General features: G+C 67.3%; 22 protein-coding genes. 18 read left to right on the top strand and 4 right to left on the bottom strand.

The window, feature by feature from the left end:
• Nucleotides 1-519, top strand: coding sequence for an ureidoglycolate lyase (locus tag HWX08_RS12295; protein WP_069257932.1), 519 nt, complete (start codon nt 1-3; stop codon nt 517-519).
• Nucleotides 520-675: 156 nt separating this feature from the next.
• Here the strand turns inward: HWX08_RS12295 and fur are convergent, their stop codons facing one another.
• Complete coding sequence (gene fur, locus HWX08_RS12290) at nt 676-1,104, bottom strand: ferric iron uptake transcriptional regulator (RefSeq protein ID WP_034182711.1); 429 nt, start codon at nt 1,102-1,104, stop codon at nt 676-678.
• 142 nt (nt 1,105-1,246) lie between these two features.
• On the opposite strand from fur, the gene HWX08_RS12285 reads away from it, so the two are divergent.
• The 9 genes from HWX08_RS12285 (at nt 1,247) to HWX08_RS12245 (ending at nt 10,530) form a co-directional block, all read left to right on the top strand.
• The gene (locus HWX08_RS12285; RefSeq protein WP_069255756.1) at nt 1,247-2,059 is read left to right on the top strand and encodes an outer membrane protein assembly factor BamE; all 813 of its coding nucleotides are present in this window, start codon (nt 1,247-1,249) and stop codon (nt 2,057-2,059) included.
• Nucleotides 2,060-2,121: 62 nt separating this feature from the next.
• Nucleotides 2,122-2,919: a 4-hydroxy-tetrahydrodipicolinate reductase gene (gene dapB / locus HWX08_RS12280; RefSeq protein ID WP_069255757.1), complete on the top strand. Its 798-nt coding sequence runs from the start codon at nt 2,122-2,124 to the stop codon at nt 2,917-2,919.
• 18 nt (nt 2,920-2,937) lie between these two features.
• The gene (locus HWX08_RS12275; RefSeq protein WP_069255758.1) at nt 2,938-3,606 is read left to right on the top strand and encodes a MotA/TolQ/ExbB proton channel family protein; all 669 of its coding nucleotides are present in this window, start codon (nt 2,938-2,940) and stop codon (nt 3,604-3,606) included.
• Between the two features lie 24 nt (nt 3,607-3,630).
• Nucleotides 3,631-4,086: an ExbD/TolR family protein gene (locus HWX08_RS12270; protein WP_174922500.1), complete on the top strand. Its 456-nt coding sequence runs from the start codon at nt 3,631-3,633 to the stop codon at nt 4,084-4,086.
• A 291-nt stretch (nt 4,087-4,377) separates the two neighbouring features.
• Nucleotides 4,378-6,972: a leucine--tRNA ligase gene (gene leuS / locus HWX08_RS12265; RefSeq protein WP_174922499.1), complete on the top strand. Its 2,595-nt coding sequence runs from the start codon at nt 4,378-4,380 to the stop codon at nt 6,970-6,972.
• A 38-nt stretch (nt 6,973-7,010) separates the two neighbouring features.
• Nucleotides 7,011-7,565 (top strand): LPS-assembly lipoprotein LptE, encoded by a 555-nt coding sequence (locus HWX08_RS12260; protein ID WP_039361502.1) that lies wholly within the window; start codon nt 7,011-7,013, stop codon nt 7,563-7,565.
• 18 nt (nt 7,566-7,583) lie between these two features.
• On the top strand, nt 7,584-8,678 hold the full coding sequence (holA, locus tag HWX08_RS12255; protein ID WP_069255761.1) for a DNA polymerase III subunit delta: 1,095 nt from the start codon (nt 7,584-7,586) through the stop codon (nt 8,676-8,678).
• Nucleotides 8,679-8,816: 138 nt separating this feature from the next.
• Nucleotides 8,817-10,088, top strand: coding sequence for a glutamate-5-semialdehyde dehydrogenase (locus HWX08_RS12250; protein ID WP_069255762.1), 1,272 nt, complete (start codon nt 8,817-8,819; stop codon nt 10,086-10,088).
• Nucleotides 10,089-10,107: 19 nt separating this feature from the next.
• Nucleotides 10,108-10,530 (top strand): CopD family protein, encoded by a 423-nt coding sequence (locus HWX08_RS12245; RefSeq protein ID WP_107312379.1) that lies wholly within the window; start codon nt 10,108-10,110, stop codon nt 10,528-10,530.
• 99 nt (nt 10,531-10,629) lie between these two features.
• Here HWX08_RS12245 and HWX08_RS12240 read toward each other — a convergent pair whose 3' ends face one another.
• Complete coding sequence (locus tag HWX08_RS12240) at nt 10,630-11,475, bottom strand: MurR/RpiR family transcriptional regulator (RefSeq protein ID WP_034206404.1); 846 nt, start codon at nt 11,473-11,475, stop codon at nt 10,630-10,632.
• Nucleotides 11,476-11,757: 282 nt separating this feature from the next.
• Between HWX08_RS12240 and edd the strand changes: the two genes are divergently transcribed.
• The 4 genes from edd (at nt 11,758) to HWX08_RS12220 (ending at nt 16,362) form a co-directional block, all read left to right on the top strand.
• Complete coding sequence (gene edd / locus HWX08_RS12235; RefSeq protein ID WP_174922498.1) at nt 11,758-13,614, top strand: phosphogluconate dehydratase; 1,857 nt, start codon at nt 11,758-11,760, stop codon at nt 13,612-13,614.
• 23 nt (nt 13,615-13,637) lie between these two features.
• Nucleotides 13,638-14,264, top strand: a complete 627-nt coding sequence (gene eda / locus HWX08_RS12230; RefSeq protein ID WP_069255764.1) for a bifunctional 4-hydroxy-2-oxoglutarate aldolase/2-dehydro-3-deoxy-phosphogluconate aldolase — start codon at nt 13,638-13,640, stop codon at nt 14,262-14,264.
• A 219-nt stretch (nt 14,265-14,483) separates the two neighbouring features.
• Nucleotides 14,484-15,845 (top strand): GntP family permease, encoded by a 1,362-nt coding sequence (locus HWX08_RS12225; protein ID WP_069255765.1) that lies wholly within the window; start codon nt 14,484-14,486, stop codon nt 15,843-15,845.
• 13 nt (nt 15,846-15,858) lie between these two features.
• Nucleotides 15,859-16,362, top strand: a complete 504-nt coding sequence (locus tag HWX08_RS12220; RefSeq protein ID WP_069255766.1) for a gluconokinase — start codon at nt 15,859-15,861, stop codon at nt 16,360-16,362.
• Nucleotides 16,363-16,424: 62 nt separating this feature from the next.
• Here HWX08_RS12220 and HWX08_RS12215 read toward each other — a convergent pair whose 3' ends face one another.
• Nucleotides 16,425-17,087, bottom strand: a complete 663-nt coding sequence (locus HWX08_RS12215; protein WP_174922497.1) for a TetR/AcrR family transcriptional regulator — start codon at nt 17,085-17,087, stop codon at nt 16,425-16,427.
• Nucleotides 17,088-17,364: 277 nt separating this feature from the next.
• Between HWX08_RS12215 and HWX08_RS12210 the strand changes: the two genes are divergently transcribed.
• Nucleotides 17,365-18,786, top strand: a complete 1,422-nt coding sequence (locus HWX08_RS12210; protein WP_069255768.1) for an NAD(P)/FAD-dependent oxidoreductase — start codon at nt 17,365-17,367, stop codon at nt 18,784-18,786.
• An 82-nt stretch (nt 18,787-18,868) separates the two neighbouring features.
• Here the strand turns inward: HWX08_RS12210 and purB are convergent, their stop codons facing one another.
• Nucleotides 18,869-20,257 (bottom strand): adenylosuccinate lyase, encoded by a 1,389-nt coding sequence (gene purB, locus HWX08_RS12205; RefSeq protein ID WP_174922496.1) that lies wholly within the window; start codon nt 20,255-20,257, stop codon nt 18,869-18,871.
• Between the two features lie 229 nt (nt 20,258-20,486).
• Here purB and HWX08_RS12200 point away from each other — a divergent pair, with 229 nt between their 5' ends.
• The 3 genes from HWX08_RS12200 to HWX08_RS12190 all read left to right on the top strand — a co-directional run bounded on the left by HWX08_RS12200 (nt 20,487) and on the right by HWX08_RS12190 (nt 24,141).
• Nucleotides 20,487-21,440, top strand: a complete 954-nt coding sequence (locus HWX08_RS12200; protein WP_174922495.1) for a LysR substrate-binding domain-containing protein — start codon at nt 20,487-20,489, stop codon at nt 21,438-21,440.
• A 302-nt stretch (nt 21,441-21,742) separates the two neighbouring features.
• Nucleotides 21,743-23,029, top strand: coding sequence for a Glu/Leu/Phe/Val family dehydrogenase (locus HWX08_RS12195; protein WP_069255771.1), 1,287 nt, complete (start codon nt 21,743-21,745; stop codon nt 23,027-23,029).
• Nucleotides 23,030-23,247: 218 nt separating this feature from the next.
• On the top strand, nt 23,248-24,141 hold the full coding sequence (locus HWX08_RS12190; RefSeq protein WP_069257934.1) for a glutamate/aspartate ABC transporter substrate-binding protein: 894 nt from the start codon (nt 23,248-23,250) through the stop codon (nt 24,139-24,141).
• The last annotated feature ends 27 nt before the right edge of the window (nt 24,142-24,168 follow it).

Raw genomic sequence — 24,168 nt, 5'->3', positions numbered from 1 at the left:
ATGAGCGGAACCCCTATCCTGCGCGTCGAGCGCCTGACCCGCGAAGCGTTCGCGCCGTTCGGCGACGTGATCGCGCTCGAAGGCGCGCGGCATTTCCCGATCAACGGCGGCACGACCGAGCGTTTCCACGACCTCGCGACGATCGACGTGTGCGCGGACGGCGGCCGCCCGCTCGTCAGCGTATTTCGCGCGCAGCCGCGCGCGCTGCCGGTCGCGATCACGCTGATGGAGCGCCATCCGCACGGCAGCCAGGCGTTCATCCCGCTCGCGGCGGTGTCGCGCTACGCGATCGTCGTCGCGCCGGCCGGCGAATTCCGGCCCGACGCGATGCGCGCGTTTCTCGCGCAAGGCTGGCAGGGCGTGAACTATGCGAAGGGCGTCTGGCACCATCCGTTGCTCGCGCTCGACGCGGTCAGCGATTTCGTGATCGTCGATCGCGGCGGGGCGCAGCCGAATTGCGACGAGATCCCGCTCGAGCGCGCCTGGGCGCTCGAGTTCGAGCCGGCCTGCGCGGCCTGACGGTACGTGCGACCGTCGGGGCGGCGCGCACGGGTACGTGGAAGGGATGTCGAAGGCCGGTGGCGCGCGGCGGTGTGCGCGGCGCTATCCCGAAAAGAACACGGCCCGGGCGGCGAGATGCCGTCCGGGCCGTGTTGCGTGCGCGGATCGCGCGAATCAGTGCTTGCGGTGCGGGCAGTTCTCGGTCGTGCAGGAACCGTACATCGCGAGCGAGTGCTCCTGGAGCCGGAAGCCGCGCTCCTTCGCGATCGCCTGCTGGCGGCCTTCGATCTCGGCGTCGAAGAATTCCTCGACGCGGCCGCAATCGAGGCACACGAGGTGGTCGTGGTGCGAGCCTTCGTTCAGTTCGAACACGGCCTTGCCGGATTCGAAGTTGCTGCGCGACAGCAGGCCGGCCTGCTCGAACTGCGTCAGCACGCGGTAGACGGTGGCAAGCCCGATGTCGAGCTGCTCGTTGAGCAGGTTCCGGTACACGTCTTCGGCCGTCAGGTGGCGCACCGGGCTTTGCTGGAAGATCTCGAGAATCTTGAGGCGCGGTAGGGTGGCCTTTAGCCCGATATTCTTGAGATCCGTCGGATTGGTCATGGCTAGGCATCCCTAGAGTACAATGCAGGGCTTCAATGTTACCGGCTTTTCGCCGTTCCAGAAACACGCGCGGCCTGCGACGCGGGCCTGCACGGTGAGGGAAATGATTCCAGAATCTCTTTCGCACTTTCAGAGGAGCCGCATGCGGAGTGTCATCATCGCTGCCGCCGCCGTTGCCGCGCTGGCTGGTTGTTCGTCGTACGACAGCGTGACGCAGCGCATCGCGCAGAGCATCACCCCCTATCGGATCACCGTCGTGCAGGGCAACTTCGTGTCGCAGGAGAAGGCCGCGCAGCTGCAGGTCGGCATGTCGCGCGAGCAGGTCCGCGCGCTGCTCGGCACCCCGCTGCTGGCGGACATGTTCCACGCCGATCGCTGGGATTACCTCTTCTACTTCAAGCGCGGCTCGACGGCAGTCGTCCAGCAGCGCGATCTCGTCGTGACGTTCGCGGGCGATCGCGTGGCGAGCTGGACGGGGGCGGAAAACCTGCCTTCCGAACTCGATCTGCTGGCCGACATCGACGGCGATCGCGGCGGCAGGAAGGCGAAGGCGGCCGCAGCGGCGAAGAAGGCCGCCGAGGCTGCCGCCGCCGCCAGCGCCGCGCAGGCGGCGGCGAGCGCGCCGGAGGCGGTCGCCAGCCCGTCCGCCGTGCCGGCGTCCGGCGCGGCGGTCGACCAGGATGCGAACGCGCAGGCGGCCCGCGCGGCGAACCGCGCGACCAACCAGGTGTCGGGTCAGGGCACGGCCGCACGCCGGTTCGCGCCGTCCACCCAGGCTGCCGGCGGTGCGCCGGTGCCGGGCGGCCAGCCGCCGGGCGCGGTGCCGGCGATCCAGCCGCAGTTCCAGTTCCATCGTCCGCCGCCGCCGAACGCGACGAGCGAGGCAGCGCCGCCGGTCGGCCCGCAAGGCTCCGACACGCTGCAGAACCAGCCGCTCACCGCGCCCGCGCAGTAAGCCCGCGTGCGGAAACGGGGCGGCATGCGCCGCCCGTCTTTAGACCTGTCGTGTAGAAAGCCATGAAGATTGCGATTGCCGGCGCATCGGGCCGTATGGGCCGGATGCTGATCGAAGCCGTTCTCAACGATGCCGACGCGCAGCTCGTCGGCGCGCTCGACCGCGCCGATTCGCCGTTTCTCGGCCAGGATGCCGGCGCGTTTCTCGGCAAGGAAACCGGGGTCAAGCTGACCGCCGACCTCGACGCCGTGTTCGCGCAGGCCGACTACCTGATCGATTTCACGCGTCCGGAAGGCACGATGGCTCATCTCGCGGCCGCGCTGCGCCACGACGTGAAGCTCGTGATCGGCACGACCGGCTTCACCGCCGAGCAGAAGGCCGAGCTGCAGGCCGCGGCGGCCAAGATCGGCATCGTGTTCGCCGCGAACATGAGCGTCGGCGTGAACGTCACGCTGAAGCTGCTCGAATTCGCGGCGAAGCATTTCTCGCACGGCTACGACATCGAGATCATCGAGGCGCATCACCGCCACAAGGTCGACGCGCCGTCGGGCACCGCGCTGATGATGGGTGAAGCCGTCGCCGGCGCGCTCGGGCGCTCGCTCGACGACTGCGCGGTGTACGGCCGCCACGGCGTGACGGGCGAACGCGATCCGTCGTCGATCGGCTTCGCCGCGGTGCGCGGCGGCGACATCGTCGGCGATCACACGGTGCTGTTCGCCGGGATCGGCGAGCGCATCGAGATCACGCACAAGTCGTCGAGCCGCGTATCGTATGCGCAGGGCGCGCTGCGCGCGGTCCGTTTCCTGTCGGCGCGCGGCGCCGGCCTGTTCGACATGCAGGACGTCCTCGGCCTGCGCTGACACCACGGGGAAACTCCGATGGCGATACCCACCGGCGTTGTCCACTACCTCGAAAGCGGCGATGCGATCACGCACGCCGTCGCCTACGTGCTGCTGGCGATGTCCGTCGCCAGCTGGTGCTTCCTTCTCATGAAAGCCTGGCTGCTGGTCCGTGCGAAGCGGCAGGGGCCGCGCGCGCTCGCCGCGTTCTGGCGTGCGCCGACGCTCGACGCCGGCATTGCCGCGCTCGCCGGCGCCGATCGCGAGCGCGTGTTCGTCCCGCTCGCCGAAGCTGCCCGCGACGCGGCCGACGACCACGACCCGGCCGCGCTGGCCGCGCGCGTCGAGCGCGGCGAACGCGTGCTGCGCGCGTTGCGGCACGCGATGCTGCGCTCGCAGCGGCGCCTCGAATTCGGCCAGGTGCTGCTCGCGTCGATCGGCAGCACCGCGCCGTTCGTCGGGCTGCTCGGCACCGTGTGGGGCATCTACCATGCGCTCGGCAGCATCGCCGCGAGCGGGCAGGCGCAGATCGAGAACGTCGCGGGGCCGGTCGGCGAGGCGCTGATCATGACCGCATTCGGGCTCGTCGTCGCGATTCCCGCGGTGCTCGCCTACAACATCCTCGGGCGGCTCGTGCGGCAGCTCGCCGAGGAACTCGACGGCTTCGCGCGCGACCTGCACGTGTTCGTGTGCGCGCAGCCAGCCTGACGCGCCCATTCCGGAGGAGCGACCATGGCATTCGGCGGACTCGAGCACCACAAGACGTCCGCGCCGATGGCGGAAATCAACATGACCCCGCTGATCGACGTGATGCTGGTGCTGCTCGTCATCTTCATCATCACCGCGCCGTTGATGACGCACGCGATCCGGCTCGAGCTGCCGAAGGTCGCGGCCAGCGTCGTGCACGACACGCCGCAATCCGTCACCCTGTCGATCGACGACGCGGGCAAGCTGTACTGGGACGACGCGCCCGTCGCGCTCGACGCGCTGCCCGCGCGCTTCCGGGCCGCCGCCGCGGGCGGTGCGCCGCCCGAGCTGCGGCTGCGCGCGTCACGCACGACCCGCTACGAGGTGATCGCGCAGGTGATGGGCGCCGCGCAGGCCGCCGGCCTCTCGCGGATCGGCTTCGTGACCGACGTGCCGCCGCAGGCGGGCGGTTCCGCGCCTGCCGTGCCGGCCGGCCGCTGAGCGGATCCGGCGGGCCCGCCCGCGCCGCGGGATCGGGCCGCACGCCGCACGACCGGTCGAATGGGCCCGTGCGGGCGGTATAATCAACGTTTTTCCCGGTTGGCAGGCATTTTTCAGGTAACCCGGAATTTTCCACGCTGCCCGGCCATGCTGCGGGTTACCCGGAAAATGCCCGGAACCGCGAACAGGTGCGGCAACAGCGAACCTGCAGGTCCACCGGGCAAGCACGATTTTCGATCCACTCCTGCGCGCGCGCCGTCGCGTCGCTTAAAGCCTAGTCCGAACCACACCATGCACGAGAGATACGTACCCGCCGACGTCGAAGCCGCCGCCCAGGGCGACTGGCGCGCAGCCGATGCCTACAAGACGAAGGAAGATTCGCAGAAGCCGAAGTTCTACTGCGTGTCGATGCTGCCGTATCCGTCCGGCAAGCTGCACATGGGTCACGTGCGCAACTACACGATCAACGACGTGATGTACCGCTATCTGCGGATGAACGGCTACAACACGCTGATGCCGATGGGTTGGGACGCGTTCGGGATGCCGGCCGAAAACGCCGCGATGGCGAACGGCGTGCCGCCCGCGAAGTGGACTTACGACAACATCGACTACATGAAGGGCCAGATGCAGTCGATGGGCCTCGCGATCGACTGGTCGCGCGAAATCGCGACGTGCAAGCCCGACTACTACAAGTGGAACCAGTGGCTGTTCCTGAAGATGCTCGAGAAGGGCATCGCGTACAAGAAGACGGGCACCGTGAACTGGGACCCGGTCGACCAGACCGTGCTCGCGAACGAGCAGGTGATCGACGGCCGCGGCTGGCGCTCGGGTGCGCTCGTCGAGAAGCGCGAGATCCCGATGTACTACCTGCGCATCACGCAGTACGCGGATGAGCTGCTGAACGACCTCGACGGCCTCGGCTGGCCCGAGCGCGTGAAGATCATGCAGCAGAACTGGATCGGCAAGAGCTTCGGCGTGAACTTCGGCTTCCCGTACGAACTCGACGGCGAGAAGAAGCTGCTGCGCGTGTTCACGACGCGCGCCGACACGATCATGGGCGTCACGTTCTGCGCGATCGCGGCCGAGCATCCGCTCGCCACGCGTCTTGCGCAGGGCAAGCCCGAACTGCAGGCGTTCATCGACGAATGCAAGCGCGGCGGTGTCGCCGAGGCCGACGTCGCGACGATGGAAAAGAAGGGCGTCGCGACGGGCTTCTCGGTGTCGCACCCGCTGACGGGCGAGCCGGTCGAGGTGTGGATCGGCAACTACGTGCTGATGAGCTATGGCGAAGGCGCGGTGATGGGCGTGCCGGGCCACGACGAGCGCGATTTCGCGTTCGCGAAGAAATACGACCTGCCGATCAAGCAGGTGATCGCGGCCGAAGGCCGGCAGTACTCGCTCGACGCATGGCAGGAGTGGTACGGCGACAAGGAAACCGCGGTCTGCGTGAACAGCGGCAAGTACGACGGCCTGCGCTATGCGCAAGCCGTCGACGCGGTCGCGGCCGACCTGAACGCCGGCGGCTTCGGCGACAAGCAGGTCACATGGCGACTGCGCGACTGGGGCGTGTCGCGCCAGCGCTACTGGGGCACGCCGATCCCGATCATCCACTGCCCGTCGTGCGGCGACGTGCCGGTGCCCGAGCAGGATCTGCCCGTCGTGCTGCCGGAAGACCTCGTGCCGGACGGCTCGGGCAACCCGCTCGCGAAGTCGGAAGCATTCGTGAACTGCACGTGCCCGAAGTGCGGCGCGGCCGCGAAGCGCGAAACCGACACGATGGACACCTTCGTCGATTCGTCGTGGTACTTCTCGCGCTATACGGCGCCGGACGCCGACACGATGGTCGACGCGCGCACCGACTACTGGATGCCGATGGATCAGTACATCGGCGGCATCGAGCACGCGATCCTGCACCTGCTGTATTCGCGCTTCTGGACCAAGGTGATGCGCGACCTCGGCCTCGTGAAGTTCGGCGAGCCGGCGAAGAACCTGCTCACGCAGGGGATGGTGCTGAACGAGACGTTCTATCGCGAAGACGCTTCCGGCAAGAAGACCTGGTACAACCCGGCCGACGTGACGGTCACGCACGACGACAAGGGCCGCCCGGTCGGCGCGACGCTGAATGCGGACGGCCAGCCGGTCGTGCTCGGCGGCATCGAGAAGATGTCGAAGTCGAAGAACAACGGCGTCGATCCGCAGGTGCTGATCGACCAGTACGGCGCCGATACCGCGCGCCTGTTCACGATGTTCGCGGCACCGCCGGAGCAGCAGCTCGAGTGGTCGGGTGCGGGCGTCGAAGGCGCGAGCCGCTTCCTGCGCCGCGTGTGGAGCTTCGGCGCCGGCAATCGTGACGCGCTCGCCGCGCGCGCCGGTTTCGACGCGGCGGCGCTCGGCGACGCCGACAAGGCGCTGCGTCGCGAGATCTACAGCGTGCTGAAGCAGGCCGATTTCGACTACCAGCGCCTGCAGTACAACACGGTCGTGTCGGCCGCGATGAAGATGCTGAACGCGATCGACGGCGCGAAGGGCGCGACGCCCGGCGTGCTGCGTGAAACGTACGGCGTGCTGCTGCGCGTGCTGTACCCGGTCGTGCCGCACATCACGTTCGAGTTGTGGAAGGCGCTCGGCTACGCGGACGAATTCGGCCCGCTGCTCGACGCTCCGTGGCCGAAGGTCGACGAGGCCGCGCTCGAGCAGGCCGAGATCGAACTCGTGCTGCAGGTGAACGGCAAGGTGCGCGGCGCGCTGAAGGTGGCGAAGGACGCGAGCCGCGACGCGATCGAAGCCGCGGCGGTGGCGGACGACGCGTTCGCGAAGTTCAGCGACGGCAAGCCGGCGAAGAAGATCGTCGTCGTGCCGGGCCGTCTCGTGAACATCGTCGTCTGACGGCCGCCGGCCGTCGGACGTACCCAGAAGGAGCGAAGGTGATCCGCAGATCGTTTTTGATGCTCGCCGTCGGCAGCGCAGTCGCGCTGTCGGCATGCGGCTTCCAGTTGCGCGGCCAGCAGGACTACGCGTTCAAGCACCTGCTGATCGCCGGCGCGCCGGCGCCCGTCGAGGCGCGGCTCGTGCGTCTCGTCGAGGCCGGCAGCGACACGAAGATCGTCAAGTCGGCGGACGACGCCGATGCCGTGCTGCGCATGTGGGAGTCGCGTGGCCAGAACACGCTGACGCTCAACAAGTACGGCTCGGCGCAGGAATACGCATTGTTCTACACGCTGAACTACACGCTGACGAGCAAGGACGGCACCGTGCTGATCCCGCCGAGCGCGATCGCGCTGAACCGCGCGATGACGTACAGCGACCAGTACACGAACGCGAAGGCGCAGGAAGCCGACATCCTGTACGGCGACATGCAGAACGACGCGGTCGACCAGCTGATGCGGCGTCTCGCGATCGTCCATTCGCTGACGCCGGCGCCGGAAGACGTGGTGCCGGGCGTCGCGCCGCGCGCGCCGTTGCCGCCGCCGCCGCTCTGATCGACGGCGTACGCACCGATGCAACTGCGACTTGATGCGCTGGAGCCGCACCTCGCGAAGGGGCTGGCCGGGCTCTATACCGTCTACGGCGACGAGCCGCTGCTCGCGCAGGAAGCGTGCGACCGCATTCGCGCGGCCGCGCGCGCGGCAGGCTTCACCGAGCGATCGGTGCATACGGTCGAGCGCGGCTTCGACTGGAGCGTGCTGCTCGGCGCGACCCAGGCGATGTCGCTGTTCGGCGAGCGCCAGCTGATCGAGCTGCGCATTCCGTCGGGCAAGCCCGGCAAGGAAGGCGCCGATGCGCTTAAGACGCTCGCGGCCGCGCCGAACCCCGACGCGCTGATGCTCGTCACGTTGCCGCGGCTCGACGCGGCCACGCAGAAATCCGCGTGGTTTACCGCGTTGCAGAACGGCGGCGTCGCGCTGAAGATCGATCCGGTCGACCGCGCGCAACTGCCGAACTGGATCGGCCAGCGTCTCGCGATGCAGGGCCAGCGCGCCGCACCGGGCGAGGACGGGCGGCGCGCGCTGCAGTTCATCGCCGAGCGCGTCGAGGGCAACCTGCTCGCCGCGCACCAGGAAATCCAGAAGCTCGGGCTGCTGTATCCGCAGGGCACACTGTCGTTCGAGCAGGTGCACGACGCGGTGCTGAACGTCGCGCGTTACGACGTCTTCAAGCTGAACGAAGCGATGCTCGCCGGCGACGCCGCGCGGCTCGCGCGCATGATCGACGGGCTGAAGGGCGAGGGCGAGGCGATCGTGCTCGTGATGTGGGCCGTCGTCGAGGAACTGCGCACGCTGCTGCGGATCAAGCGCGGCACGACGGCCGGCAAGCCGCTGGCCACGCTGCTGCGCGAGAACCGCGTGTGGGGGCCGCGCGAGCGGCTGATCGGCCCCGCGCTGAACCGCGTGTCGGAAGCCGTGCTCGAGAAGGCGCTCGCATTCGCCGCGAAGCTCGACCGGCAGGTCAAGGGGCTCACGGCCGTCGTGCCGGGCCGCCGCACGCAGGACGAACCGCCGCCCGATCCGTGGGACGGGCTGTTCCAGCTCGCGATGACGGTGGCCGGCGCGCGCGGCGAACGACCGCCGACCGCGGGTCGCGTGCGACGCTAAGTCCCGTTCGGGCCTTCAGCGCACGCTGCGCAACCCGCTTACAATGTTTCGATGGCTGGCGCGGCTCTCCGGCCGCCGCCGCCCACGCTTTCCCACGAATTCATGCCGCCCAGCGCGGCGCGCTTCTCGAGTCACACGATGGATATCGATCAGTACATGACCGACCTGGGCCGTCGCGCCCGGCACGCTTCCCGCGCGATGGCGCGCGCCAGCACGGCAGCCAAGAACGCGGCGCTCGACGCGGTGGCCCGCGCGATCGAGCGCGATGCGCAGGTGCTGAAGGACGCGAATGCCCGCGACGTCGCCCGTGCCCGTGAAAAGGGGCTCGATGCGGCGTTCGTCGATCGCCTGACGCTGTCGGACAAGGCACTGAAGACGATGGTCGAAGGCTTGCGCCAGGTCGCGTCGCTGGCCGATCCGATCGGCGAGATCGGCAATCTCAAGTACCGCCCGAGCGGCATCCAGGTGGGCCAGATGCGCGTGCCGCTCGGCGTGATCGGCATCATCTACGAATCGCGCCCGAACGTGACGATCGACGCGGCCGCGCTGTGCCTGAAGTCGGGCAATGCGACGATCCTGCGCGGCGGCTCCGAAGCGCTCGAATCGAACGCGGCGCTCGCGAAGCTGATCGGCGAAGGGCTCGCGGCGGCCGGCTTGCCGCAGGACGCGGTGCAGGTCGTCGCGACGGCCGATCGCGCGGCGGTCGGCAAGCTGATCACGATGACCGAATTCGTCGACGTGATCGTGCCGCGCGGCGGCAAGAGCCTGATCGAGCGCCTGATCAACGAGGCGCGCGTGCCGATGATCAAGCACCTCGACGGCATCTGCCACGTGTACGTCGACGATCGCGCCGATCTGGCCAAGGCGCTGACCGTCTGCGACAACGCGAAGACGCACCGCTACGGCACCTGCAACACGATGGAGACGCTGCTCGTGTCGGGCGGCATCGCGGCGGCGCTGCTGCCGCCGCTCGGCAAGCTGTATCGCGACAAGCAGGTCGAACTGCGCGTCGATGCGGCCGCGCGCGCGGTGCTCGCCGATGCGGGCGTCGGCCCGCTCGTCGACGCGACCGACGAAGACTGGCACACCGAGTATCTCGCGCCGGTGCTCGCGATCAAGGTCGTCGACGGCCTCGACGCCGCAATCGAGCACATCAACCATTACGGCTCGCATCACACCGATGCGATCGTCACCGAGGATCACGACCGCGCGATGCGCTTCCTGCGCGAAGTCGATTCGGCGAGCGTGATGGTCAACGCGTCGACGCGTTTCGCCGACGGGTTCGAATTCGGCCTCGGCGCGGAAATCGGCATCTCGAACGACAAGCTGCACGCACGCGGCCCCGTCGGCCTGGAAGGGCTGACGTCGCTGAAGTACGTGGTGCTCGGACACGGCGAAGGCCGCCAATAAAAAGCGAGGCACACAACCGATGGCGATGCTCTGGGTCAAGACGTTCCATATCGTTCTGATCGCCGCGTGGTTCGCGGGGCTGTTCTACCTGCCGCGCATCTACGTGAACCTGGCCATGGAGACCGATCCGGCCGCCGTGCGGCGCCTGCTGCTGATGGCGCGCAAGCTGTTTCGCTTCATGACGATGATCGCGGTGCCGGCGCTGGCCTGCGGGCTGTGGCTGTGGCTGTCGATCGGTATCGGGCAGGGGCAGGGCTGGATTCACGCGAAGGTGACGGTGGTGGTGCTGCTGATCGTCTATCACGCGTATTGCGGGCACCTGCTGCGCGTGTTCGAGCGCGGCGAGAACCGCCGCACCGACAAGTGGTATCGCGTGTTCAACGAGCTGCCGGTGCTCGGCATGCTCGCGGCGGTCGCGCTGGTCGTGATCAAGCCGTTCTGAGCGATGCGGCCGGCGCGTGCGTGCCGCCGCCGGAACCTGCGCAACGGCGCCCTTCGGGGCGCCGTTTTTCGTTGACGTGCCGTTTCGCGCGATGCCGGCTCAATCCTTCGCGTCGTCGATCCGGCGCCGCGTGATCGCCTCTTTCGCGCGGCCGACGCGTTCCATCAGCGCGGGGCCGCGCGACAGCGCAACGCCGACCGCGAGGATGTCGCCGATCGCGAGATGCGACATCCGCGACGTCATCGGCGAGAACACGTCCGTTTCCTCCGCGACGTTCGACGCGAGGCTCACCGTCGCGAGCTTCGCGAGCGGCGAATGGCTCTGCGTGATCGCGACGACCTTCGCGCCGCACGCGAGCGCGGAGCGCGCGGCGTCGACGATGTCGCGCGTGCGGCCGGTGTTCGAGATCGCGACGACGACGTCGTGCGGCCCGAGCAGCGCGGACGACATCGAGAACGTGTGCGGATCCGAATACGCGACGCTCGGCACGCCGAGCCGGAAGAACTTGTGCTGGATGTCCTGCGCGGCGATGCCCGAGCCGCCGGCGCCGTAGAACTCGATGCGCGACGCGTTCGACAGCAGCGCGATCGCATCCGCGACGCTGCCCGCGGACAGGCTGTTGCGCACCTCGATCAGTGCGCCGATCGTGCGGTCGAACACCTTGCCGATGATGCCGGGCGCCGGTTCGTCGGGCTCGACGTCGCGGTACACCGACGACACGCCCGGCGCGACGCTCTGCGCAAGCCGGATCTTGAACTCGCGAAAACCGCTGCAGCCGAGCGCCTGGCAGAAGCGGGCGATCGTCGGCTGGCTGACGCCCGCGCGCGTCGACAGCTCGGTCATCGCGAGGTCGAGAACCTCGCGCGGCGCGGCGAGGATGTAGTCGGCGAGCTTGCGCTCGGACGGGCGCAACTCGGCGCGGATCGCTTCAATGCGGGGCAGCATGGGACGGCAGGCGGAAATCGGGTTCGGATGAGCGAGTGTATCGCAATCGAATTGTAGAAAATCTACAGGAAAATACTAGCGCCTTCTCGATGATTCTGGTGAGGATAATTAGGGTTTTCACTAGGTCTCGCCTTGCTGGTGGCGGGGATGAGGGTTGCGAGGTGATGAATCCACATTGCGCGCTTGTAGTTTTTCTACTAGACTGGCTTCGTTCTGTCGACATGTTCGACCGTCCCCACGATTCCAACCGCCGGTGTCGGCCGGCATACAGGAGCGCCCAGCATGACGTCGCTGCATCCCACCCTGGCGAAGGTCACCGAACGCGTGATCGCCCGCAGCCAATCGACCCGTTCCGCCTATCTGCAGCGCATCGACGGCGCGCAAGGCAAGTTCCCGGCGCGCGGCGCGCTGTCGTGCGCGAACCTCGCGCACGGCTTCGCGGGGCTCGAGGGCAACGACAAGTTCGCGATCAAGGCGATCCGCGAGCCGAACATCGGCATCGTGTCCTCGTACAACGAGATGCTGTCCGCGCATGCGCCGTACAAGGATTTCCCCGACATCATCAAGGCGGCTGCACGCGAGAACGGCGGTGTCGCGCAGTTCGCGGGCGGCGTGCCGGCGATGTGCGACGGCGTCACGCAGGGCAACCCGGGCATGGAGCTGTCGCTGTTTTCGCGCGAAGCGATCGCGATGGGCACGGCGATCGCGCTTACGCACAACATGTTCGACGCGGCGCTCTGCCTCGGCATCTGCGACAAGATCGTGCCGGGCCTGCTGATCGGTGCGCTGCAGTTCGGCCATCTGCCGACGATCTTCGTGCCGGCCGGCCCGATGACGAGCGGCCTGTCGAACGACGACAAGGCGAAGATCCGCCAGCAGTTCGCGACCGGCCAGGTCGGCCGCGACGCGCTGCTCGAAGCCGAATCGGCCGCGTATCACGGCCACGGCACCTGCACGTTCTACGGCACTGCGAACAGCAACCAGATGCTGATGGAGCTGATGGGGCTGCACTTGCCGGGCTCGGCATTCGTCCATCCGCACACGCCGCTGCGCACCGCGCTGACGGCCGAGGCCGCGCGTCGCGTGCTCGACCTGACCGTCGAGCGCGGCCACTACACGCCGATCGGCCACGTGATCGACGAGAAGGCGATCGTCAACGGGATCGTCGCGCTGCTCGCGACGGGCGGCTCGACCAACCATACGCTGCACCTCGTCGCGATCGCGCGCGCGGCCGGCATCCTGATCGACTGGAACGACTTCGACGAACTGTCGGCCGTCGTGCCGCTGCTCGCGAAGATCTACCCGAACGGCAAGGCCGACGTGAACCACTTCCACGCGGCAGGCGGCGTCGCGTTCCTGGTGCGCAACCTGCTCGAGGGCGGCTTGCTGCACGAGGACGTGACGACGGTCGCCGGCCGTGGGCTGTCGCACTACACGAAGGAGCCGAAGCTGATCGACGGCAAGCTCGCGTGGGTCGACGGCGCGGCCGAAAGCCACGACACCAAGGTGCTGCGCGGCATCCGCGACCCGTTCCAGCCGGACGGCGGCCTGCGTCTGATGCAGGGGCGCCTCGGCCGCGGCGTGATCAAGATTTCGGCGGTCGCGCCGGAGCACCGAAAGGTGACCGCGCCCGCGATCGTGTTCGATTCGCAGGAAGCCGTGCAGGAAGCATTCGATCGCGGCGAGCTGAAGCGCGATTTCGTCGCGGTGGTGCGCTTCCAGGGCGCGCGCGCGAACGGGATGCCCGAGCTGCACCGTTTGACGCCGCTGCTCGGCGTGCTGCAGGATCAGGGCTTCCACGTCGCGCTCGTCACCGACGGCCGCATGTCGGGCGCGTCGGGCAAGGTGCCGGCCGTGATCCACGTGTCGCCGGAAGCGCTGCTGGCCGGCCCGCTCGGCAAGGTGAAGACGGGCGATACGCTCGTGATCGACGCGGAGGCCGGCGTGCTCGACATCGAGGTCGATGCCGCCGAGTGGCACGCGCGCCCGGTCGCGCAGCCGCAGCACCAGGCCGAGAACGAGGTCGGTTTCGGGCGCGAACTGTTCGGCGTGTTCCGCGCGGCCGCCGCGCCGGCCGAGCAGGGCGCATCGGTTTTCGGCGCGCTGGTCGGCGAAACGGCCGCCCACGTCGCCGCATGAATTTCAAGGAAGGAGTCAATTCAATGAAGACGATTGCTGAAATCGTGAAGCTGGGCCCGGTCATTCCGGTGCTCGCATTCGACTCGGTCGAGCAGGGCGAACACGTGTCGCGTGCGTTGCACGCAGGCGGCGTGAAGGTGCTCGAGATCACGCTGCGCACACCGGCCGGCCTGGAAGCTATCCAGCGCGCGAGCCAGCTCGCGGACGACATCGTCGTCGGCGTCGGCACGATCACGAAGCCCGAGCACTGCGCGCAGGCGAAGCGCGCGGGCGCGAAGTTCGGCGTGTCGCCGGGCCTGACGAAAGAGCTGCACCTCGCGTCGCTCGACGCGGGCCTGCCGCTGCTGCCGGGCGTGATGACGCCGAGCGACATCATCCAGGCGCTCGAATTCGGCTACGACATCGTGAAGTTCTTCCCCGCGCAGCAGGCAGGCGGCGTGCCGATGCTGCAGGCGTTCCACGGCCCGTTCCCGGGGCTGAAGTTCTGCCCGACCGGCGGCATCACGGTCGACACCGCGCCGAATTTCCTGAAACTGCCGAACGTCGTGTGCGTCGGCGGCTCGTGGCTCACCCCGAAGGCCGCGCTCGCCGCGCAGGACTGGGCCGAAGTCACGCGCCTCGCGCAAGCAGCGAGCCAGCTGCCCCGCTAAAACTTGTACGAAATGAAGGTTTGACCCTCGGGAAGCAAGCGCTTAGTGCTTGTTTTACCGAGGGTTTTTGCTGATGGAACCGGTTCTATCCGCGAACCGTAAAGATAAGTAAAATTCAGCGTCCTGACGGGGTGGGTACCGCCCGTGTTTCGGAGACCTGCATAGCCGGGCATACTCGCAACAGCTCGCCCGGTTCGAACAATTCTAGGAGGAGTCCACATGGGGGCTGTCCAAGGCAGCATGCTGCTCGTATTCACGCTGATCGCGATCGTGGCGCTGATACTGATGATCGCGCGCTACAAGATCTATCCGTTCCTGGTGCTGATCATCGTTTCGCTCGGCCTCGGCCTCGTCGTCGGCATGCCGATGGACAAGATCGTCAAGTCGTTCGAGACGGGCACCGGCGGCACGCTCGGCCACATCGCGATCGTCGTCGGCCTCGGCACGATGCTCGGCAAGATGATGGCCGAATCGGGCGGCGCCGAACGGATCGCGACCACGCTGATCGACTGGTTCGGTGAAAAGAACATCCACTGGGCGATGATGTTCGTCGCGATCATCGTCGGCCTGCCGGTATTCTTCGAAGTCGGCTTCGTGCTGCTGATCCCGATCGCGTTCAACGTCGCGAAGCGCACCGGCAAGTCGCTGCTCGTCGTCGGCCTGCCGATGGTGGCCGGCCTGTCCGTCGTGCACGGCCTGATCCCGCCGCACCCGGCCGCGCTGCTCGCCGTTCAGCAATACGGCGCCGATATCGGCAAGACGATCGCGTTCGGCCTGATCGTCGGCGTGCCGACCGCGATCATCGCGGGCCCGCTGTTCGCGCTGATGATCTCGAAGTTCGTGAAGCTGCCGGAAAACAACCCGCTCGCTTCGCAGTTCGTCGATTCGAGCACGGACGGCCGCAAGCGCGAACTGCCGAGCTTCGGCATCACGCTGTTCACGATCCTGCTGCCCGTCGTGCTGATGCTCGTCGGCAGCTGGGCCGACCTGGTGTTCACGCCGAAGTCGCTGCCGAACAACCTGCTGCGCTTCGCTGGCAACTCGGATGTCGCGCTGCTGATCGCGGTGCTCGTGAGCTTCTTCACGTTTGGCAAGCTGCAGGGCTTCAACCGCGACCAGATCCAGAAGTTCTGCGGCGAGTGCCTGGCGCCGATCGCCGGCATCACGCTGATCGTCGGCGCGGGCGGCGGCTTCGGCGGCGTCCTGCGCGACAGCGGGATCTCGCAGCAGATCGTCGAAACCGCGAAGCACGCGCATCTGTCGCCGCTGCTGCTCGGCTGGTTCGTCGCGGCGCTGATGCGTCTCGCGACGGGTTCGGCGACGGTTGCGATGACGACGGCCTGCGGCATCGTCGCGCCGATCGCGGCGGCGGCCGGCACGACGGTCAGCCCGGAACTGCTGGTGCTCGCCACGGGCTCGGGCTCGCTGATTTTCTCGCACGTGAACGACGGCGGCTTCTGGCTGATCAAGGAATACTTCGGGATGACGGTCGGTCAGACGTTCAAGACCTGGTCGTTGCTCGAAACCATCATCTCGGTGCTGGGTCTGAGCTTCACGCTGCTGCTGAGCATGGTTCTGTAACAAGGGGTAGTCAATGATTCTGATCGCAATGGGCGTGTCGGGCGCGGGCAAGTCGCTGATCGGCGAAATGCTGGCGGAACGCCTGTCGTGCAGCTATACCGATGGCGACGCGTTTCACAGCGCGGCGAACAAGGAAAAGATGCATCACGGCATTCCGCTGACCGATGAAGACCGCTGGCCGTGGCTGCGCACGATTCGCGCGGCCATCGAGGAAAAGCAGCGGGCCGGCGAGACGGCCGTGTTCACGTGCTCGTCGCTGAAGCGGTCGTACCGCGACGTGCTGCGCGGCACCGACACCGACGTTCGGTTCGTGTATCTGAAGGGCTCGTTCGAGGTGTTGCACGAGCGCCTGAAGAGCCGCACCGGCCATTTCTTCGATCCGTCGCTGCTGAAGAGCCAGCTCGACACGCTCGAGGAACCGGGCCCGGACGAAGCGATCGAGGTCAGCATCGAGCTGACGCCCGAACAGATCGTCGATCAGGTCATGCTGAAGATCGGCACCGCGCAGCAGCACTGAGCGCGGTTCGCCGCAATCGTCAGGCGACAACGAAAAAGGCACCCTCGGGTGCCTTTTTCGTTTCAGCCGCGCGGGTCGGTCGCGCCGCCCGCGCGTTGTGCGATGCCGTCGAGCAGCACGTCGAGCATCGTGTCGTGCACGGTGCCCGGATCGAGCTGCGCATAGAGCGGCGCGGCCGCCTTGACGAGCGGGTGTCCGGCGTCGGGCAGCGCTTCCATCTCAGCGAGTTCAACGTCGTTCGCGGCGCGCGTGAGGCCGCCGGCCTCGGCCGCGGCCAGCCCGATCACGCTCGCATACCAGCCGACGCATACCGACGGCAGCGCCGCGCGCGGGATGCCGGCGTCGGCCAGTGCGCGATGCACGGCCTCGATGTGCGCGAGATCGGCCGGGCCCGTGCTCATGTGCCGCTGCAGCAGCGCGAACGCGGCCGGGTAGCGCAGCGCGAGCGCGCGGTACTGGCGCGCGAGATCGCGCAGCCGTTCGCGCCACGGCTGCGCGGCGTCGACCGGCACGAGCGAGCGCGACAGCGCGTTCGCGATCGCACGGCTCAGGCCGTCCTTCGACTTGAAGTGATACAGCACGCTCATCGGGTCGCAGCCGACCGACTGCGCGAGCTTGCGCACGCTGAACGCGGCTTCGCCGACTTCTTCGAGCAGCGCGAGCGCGGCCGCGACGATCGCGTCCTTGTCGAGGCCGCGCGGGCCTTGGGCGGGTTTGTCTTTCATCGAGGGGGACCGAGACGCCGGTACGATGCCGGTTGTCAGCTTGACGAAAGCTTATTCTACACTGTAGAATTATTTCTGCGGTGTAGAAATTGGGTGTCCCGGCACCTTTCAATACGTGCTTTCGCACAGTCCGGGATCCAGGCGGCACGAGCGTGCCCGCCGTCAACACGGGCCATCGTGCCCCTTCTTCTCGTTGACACCCATGTGGAACCGGCTGCCCCACCCGCGAAGCCAGAAGGCTCTTCGACTGGCGGCCCAAGACCATGCAAGTGCAATCATGACTTCCAACAACCGACCCCTGATCCAGGGCGAATCGCGTTTCGAACCCACGCAACTGAACATCGAAAAGGACAACTGGAACTGGTGCGAGCCGGCCCGCTACGACGGCGAACGCCCGGCCAACTGGTACGAGGCGTCGCTGTCGCGCCATGAAAACAGCGCGCCGCTCGCGCACGATGCCGTGTGCGACGTGCTGGTGATCGGCGCCGGGCTGCTCGGCGCGTCGGCCGCGCTGCATCTCGCGGAAGCGGGCGTCGATACGATCCTCGTCGACAAGCACCACGTCGGCTCGGCCGCGTCGGGCCGCAACGGCGGCCAACTGACGCCCGGCCTCGCGCGCTGGGAAGCGGCCGACATGATCGACCACCTGTCGCACGACGACGCGAAGCGGCTGTGGCGCTTCGCGTCGGCCGAGTCGATGGACCTGATCGATGCGATCGGCGCGCGCTACGCGCTCGAACTCGACCGCAAGCGCGGCCACGTGACGGCCGCGGTCCACCCGGGCCACATGAGCGCGCTGCTCGACGGCGCGGATGCGCGCCGCCATCTCGGCGACGCGGGCGTGACGCTCGTCGGCCGCCATCAGCTGCACGACGAATACGTGCGCTCCGGGCTGTATCACGGCGCGGCGATCGACGCGATCGGCGGGCAGATTCACCCGCTCGCGCTGGTGCGCGGCCTCGTGCACGGCTTCCGGCTGAACGGCGGCGCGCTGTTCGAGGGTACCGAGGTACGCGAACTCGACGAGACGCCCGCCGGCGTCGTCGCGACGACGCCGGGCGGCACGATCACCGCGCGCAAGGGCGTCGTGCTCGCGCTGCACAACACGACGTTCCGGCTGCTGGACGACGGCGCGGCGACCACCGTGCCGTTCTTTACCTACGTGAGCGTGACGGCGCCGCTCGACGTCGACGTCGCGACGCTGCTGCCGGCCGGCATGCCCGTGTACGACACGCAGTTCCAGATCGACTACTACCGGCCGGTGCGCGGCAACCGCCTGCTGTTCGGCGGGCAGGGCACCGGCACGTGCTGGGCGCAGCCGGACGTCAACGCGTATCTGCTGACGCGGTTGAACACCGTGTTTCCGCAGATCGACGGCCGGTTCGCGCTCGACTACTGCTGGAGCGGCGTCAGCGATTTCACGCTGAACGGCGCGACCGACAGCCGCAAGACCGACGGCCGCGTGCCGATGTACATGGTGCAGGGCTGGAGCGGTCATGGCGTCGCGCAGACGGTGCGGATCGGCAAGGCGATCTGCGACGACTTCGTGGGCCGCAACGACGATTTCTCGATGCTGACCGGTATCGACCATCGCGAGATTCCGCTCGGCCGGCAGTTGTCGCCGATCGCCATCCCCGCGGCGAAGGCCGCGATGAGCGTGATGAGCGCGCTCAACCCGGGGCGGATGATTTCGTTCTGATCGTCGGGGCGCGCGCGGCCAAGGAAAAAGCCCGATGCGATTGCTCGCATCGGGCTTTTTTTACGGGCGCAGACGGCGGCGCTTACGCGATCCGCTTCGCGAGTTCGACCGCCTTGCCGATGTACGACGCGGGCGTCATCGCGAGCAGGCGATCCTTCGCGTCCTGCGGGATCGCGAGCGTGCCGACGAATTCCTGCAGTGCTTCGCGCGTGATGCCCTTGCCGCGCGTCAGCTCCTTCAGCTGCTCGTACGGGTTCTCGATGCCGTAGCGGCGCATCACCGTCTGCACCGGCTCGGCGAGCACTTCCCAGCAGTTGTCGAGATCTTCGTTCAGGCGCTGCGGGTTCACTTCGAGCTTGTCGAGGCCGCGGATCAGCGAGTCGTACGCGAGCAGCGAGTAGCCGAGCGCGACGCCCATGTTGCGCAGTACCGTCGAGTCGGTCAGGTCGCGCTGCCAGCGCGACACCGGCAGCTTGTCGGCGAGGTGGCGCAGCGTCGCGTTCGCGAGGCCGAGGTTGCCTTCCGAGTTCTCGAAGTCGATCGGGTTGACCTTGTGCGGCATCGTCGACGAGCCGATTTCACCGGCCTTCGTCTTCTGCTTGAAGTAGCCGACCGAGATGTAGCCCCACACGTCGCGGTCGAGGTCGAGCAGGATCGTGTTCGCGCGCGCCACCGCGTCGAACAGCTCGGCCATGTAGTCGTGCGGTTCGATCTGGATCGTGTACGGGTTGAACGTGAGCTTCAGGCGGTTTTCGATCACGTCGCGCGAGAACGCTTCCCAGTCGAATTCCGGATACGCCGACAGATGCGCGTTGAAGTTGCCGACCGCGCCGTTCATCTTGCCGAGGATCTCGACCTTCTCGATGCGCGCGATCGCGCGATCGAGGCGGGCCGCGACGTTCGCGATTTCCTTGCCGAGCGTCGTCGGGCTGGCCGGCTGGCCGTGCGTGCGCGACAGCATCGGCTGCTCGGCGTGTGCGTGCGCGAGCCCGACGAGGCGCTGGTGGACCGTGCGCAGCGCCGGCACGATCACGTGCTCGCGCGCGCCGGCGAGCATCATCCCGTGCGACGTGTTGTTGATGTCTTCCGACGTGCACGCGAAGTGGATGAATTCGCTGGCCTTTTCGAGTTCTTCCTGGCCCTTCACCGATTCCTTCAGCCAGTATTCGACGGCCTTCACGTCGTGGTTCGTCACGCGCTCGATTTCCTTGATGCGGGCGGCGTCGTGCGCGGTGAATCGCTCGGCGAGCTGCAGCAGGAATTGTTCGGATGCGTCGGAGAAGCGCGGGACTTCCGCGAAGCCGGCGCGCGACAGCGCGATCAGCCAGTGCACCTCGACGGTGACGCGGTGGCGCATGAAGGCGGCTTCGGAGAGCCAGTCGCGCAGCGCTTCGGTCTTGCTGGCGTAGCGGCCGTCGATGGGCGAGAGCGCGGTGAGGGCGAAAAGCGTATCGGGACGAGTGTCGGACATGATCGGGCGGGCCTTGGGGCCGGGTCGAGCGAGGGGGGAGAATCCGGCATTTTACCATCGGCGCGGGGCGATCCCGGTCGCGCGCGGCCGGCCGGCGCCGCCGGATGCGGCCGCTGCGCCGGCGCCCTTTCGCGGCGGGGTGCCGGGCCGCGCATGGCGCCGCCGGCCGGGGCCGCCCGCCGGTAGAATGCAGGCTTCTTCCCGATCGCCGCCCGCCGCGCCCGCCTGCATGGAACTGAAATGGCTCGAAGACTTCGTTTCACTCGCTGAAACGCGCAGTTTCAGCCGGTCCGCCGAGCTGCGGCACGTGTCGCAGCCGGCGTTTTCGCGGCGCATCCAGGCGCTCGAGGCGTGGCTCGCGACCGAACTGATCGATCGTTCGGTCTATCCGACGCGGCTCACGCAGGCCGGGCAGATCTTCTACGAACAGGCGCTGACGATGCTGTCGCAGGCGCACGAGGCGCGCACGCTGCTGCGCGGCCACGTCGGCGCGCCGGTGCCGACGATCGAGTTCGCGGTGCCGCACACGCTGTCGCTCACGTATTTCCCGCGCTGGCTGCAGCGGATCGAGGCGAAGATGGGCCCGGTCCACACACGGCTGCGCGCGCTGAACGTGCACGACGCGGTGCTGTCGCTCGTCGAGGGCGGCTGCGATCTCGTGATGGGCTACCACCACCCGAGCCATCCGGTCGCGCTCGACCCGGCGCGCTACGACATGCTGATTCTCGGCAGCGAGCCGATCAGCCCGTTCTCGGCGCCGGGCCGCGTGGGGCGGCCGCGCTATACGCTGCCCGGCACGGCCGACGCGCGCGTACCGTACCTGTCCTATACGCCGAACGCGTATCTCGGCCGAATGACGGAGGTCATCGTCGCGAATGCGACGACGCCGCTGTTCCTCGATCGCGTCTATGAAACCGACATGGCCGAAGGGCTGAAGGCGATGGCGCTCGCGGGCCACGGCGTCGCGTTCCTGCCGCACAGCGCGGTCGAGGATGCGGTCGCGGGCGGCCGCCTGATCCGGCTCGACCGGTCGGTGCGCGGCGGCGCGTATCCGTTCACGCTGACGATGGAGATCCGGCTGTACTGCGACAAGCTCGCGCTGCAGGGCGACGATCCGCGGCAGAAGCTCGTGCGTGCGCTGTGGGACGTCGTGCGCGACGAACTGCGCGAAACCGCGGGTTAACCGTCGGCGGTTAACCGCTGCCTGGGCCGCCGACCGAACCGCCGACCGGCCGGCACGGCCGGCTGTCGCCGGGCTTGCAGCGCCCTGTCGGGCGGCTGTCCGGCGGTCATGCGGGATCCGGAAACCGCGATTCTCCATGCCCGCGATGCACGATCGATCGCGGGCGTTCTTGCGCAGATCGACCGCAGATTTGCGAAAAATCGCGATCATGCAAGAAACGCATAATCGAATAAGCAAACGGCATTGGATAAAAAAAACGGGTTTTTCGACAATGTGCGCACCTGTTGACCGTTGGAGCATCCATGTCTTCGCAATTGCAGTCCATCCCGTCCTACCTGCACGCCGACGATCTCGGCCCGTGGGGCAACTACCTTCAGCAAGTCGATCGCGTCGCGCCGTACCTCGGCTCGCTGTCGCGCTGGCTCGAAACGCTGAAGCGCCCGAAGCGCATCCTGGTCGTCGACGTGCCGATCGAGCTCGACAACGGCACCGTCGCGCACTTCGAAGGCTATCGCGTGCAGCACAACGTGTCGCGCGGCCCGGGCAAGGGCGGTGTGCGCTACCACCAGGACGTGACGCTGTCGGAAGTGATGGCGCTGTCCGCATGGATGTCGGTCAAGAACGCGGCCGTGAACGTGCCGTACGGCGGCGCGAAGGGCGGTATCCGCGTCGACCCGCGCAAGCTTTCGCGTGGTGAGCTCGAGCGCGTGACGCGCCGCTACACCAGCGAAATCGGCATCATCATCGGCCCGAACACCGACATTCCGGCGCCGGACGTCAACACCAACGAACAGGTGATGGCGTGGATGATGGACACCTTCTCGATGAACCAGGGCCAGACGTCGACCGGCGTCGTGACCGGCAAGCCGATCGCGCTCGGCGGTTCGCTTGGCCGCAAGGAAGCGACGGGCCGCGGCGTGTTCGTCGTCGGCTGCGAAGCGGCGAAGAAGAAGGGCCTCGAGATCGAAGGCGCACGCATCGCGGTGCAGGGCTTCGGCAACGTCGGCGGCATCGCGGCGAAGCTGTTCCAGGAAGCGGGTGCGAAGGTGATCGCGGTGCAGGATCACACGGGCACGATCTATCAGCCGGGCGGCCTCGATTCGAACAAGCTGCTCGACCACGTCGCACACACGGGCGGCGTCGCGGGCTTCGAAGGCGCGGAGCCGATGCCGAACGACGAGTTCTGGACGGTCGAAACCGACATCCTGATCCCGGCGGCACTGGAAAACCAGATCACGGAGAAGAACGCGGGGAAGATCCGCACGAAGATCATCGTCGAAGGCGCGAACGGCCCGACGACGACGGCGGCGGACGACATCCTGACCGCGAACGGCGTGCTCGTGATCCCGGACGTGATCGCGAACGCGGGCGGCGTGACCGTGTCGTACTTCGAATGGGTGCAGGATTTCTCGAGCTTCTTCTGGACGGAAGACGAGATCAACCACCGTCTCGAGCGCGTGATGCGCGAAGCGTTCGCCGGCGTGTGGGCGGTCGCGGAAGAGCACAAGGTGTCGGTGCGTACGGCGGCGTTCATCGTCGCGTGCAAGCGCATCCTGATGGCGCGCGAAATGCGTGGCCTCTACCCCTGATCGTTGACTATGATCCATTCATGACGCAATCCACCCGATTGCGGCTATGAACCCTCGCGGGCGGTGCCGGATCCGGCATCGCCCGCGCGCGCATTCGGGCGACCGGAGCCGGGAGGAAGGCTTCGCGCAGGGCGCCGCGACGTGCGGTAAACAACAGGTACTTTCAAAAATATTACTTTGATACACTGGCGCGGGTTTAAGCCAAGGAGATGACCAACATGAAATACCAAAAGGCAGTCCTCATGGTCGCGGCGCTTTGCGCGTTCGCAAGCGGCGCACATGCTCAGGAGACGGGCACGCTGAAGAAGATCAAGGACACGGGCGTGATCGCGCTGGGCCACCGCGAATCGTCGATTCCGTTCTCCTACTACGACCAGAGCCAGCAGGTGGTCGGCTATTCGCGCGAATTCCAGATGAAGGTGGTCGACGCGGTGAAGAAGAAGCTGAACCTGCCGAACCTGCAGGTGAAGAACATCCCGGTCACGTCCCAGAACCGCATTCCGCTGGTGCAGAACGGCACGGTCGACATCGAGTGCGGCTCGACGACCAACAACGCCGAGCGTCAGCAGCAGGCCGCGTTCTCCGACACGATCTTCGTGATCGGCACGCGCCTGATGACGAAGAAGGATTCGGGCGTCAAGGATTTCGCCGACCTGAAGGGCAAGACGGTCGTGACCACCGCCGGCACGACGTCCGAGCGCCTGCTGCGCAAGATGAACAACGACAAGCAGATGGGCATGAACATCATCAGCGCGAAGGATCACGGCGATTCGTTCAACACGCTGGAATCGGGCCGCGCGGTCGCGTTCATGATGGATGACGCGCTGCTCGCGGGCGAGCGCGCGAAGGCGAAGCAGCCGGGCGAGTGGGTGATCGTCGGCACGCCGCAATCGGAAGAAGCGTACGGCTGCATGATGCGCAAGGGCGATGCCGACTTCAAGAAGGTCGTCGACGACGCGATCTCGCAAGTCGAGAAGTCGGGCGAAGCCGCGAAGATCTACGCGAAGTGGTTCGAGAACCCGATCCCGCCGAAGGGGCTGAACCTGAACTTCCCGCTGTCCGAGTCGATGAAGAAGCTGTACGCGAACCCGAACGACAAGGCGCTCGACTGACCGAACGGCCGTTGATGCAGAAATGAC

The organism is Burkholderia metallica (assembly GCF_902832845.1).
GTDB lineage: Bacteria > Pseudomonadota > Gammaproteobacteria > Burkholderiales > Burkholderiaceae > Burkholderia > Burkholderia metallica.
The sequence above is the reverse complement of the archived record's forward strand: the minus strand, read 5'-3'. Positions and strand labels throughout refer to the sequence as shown.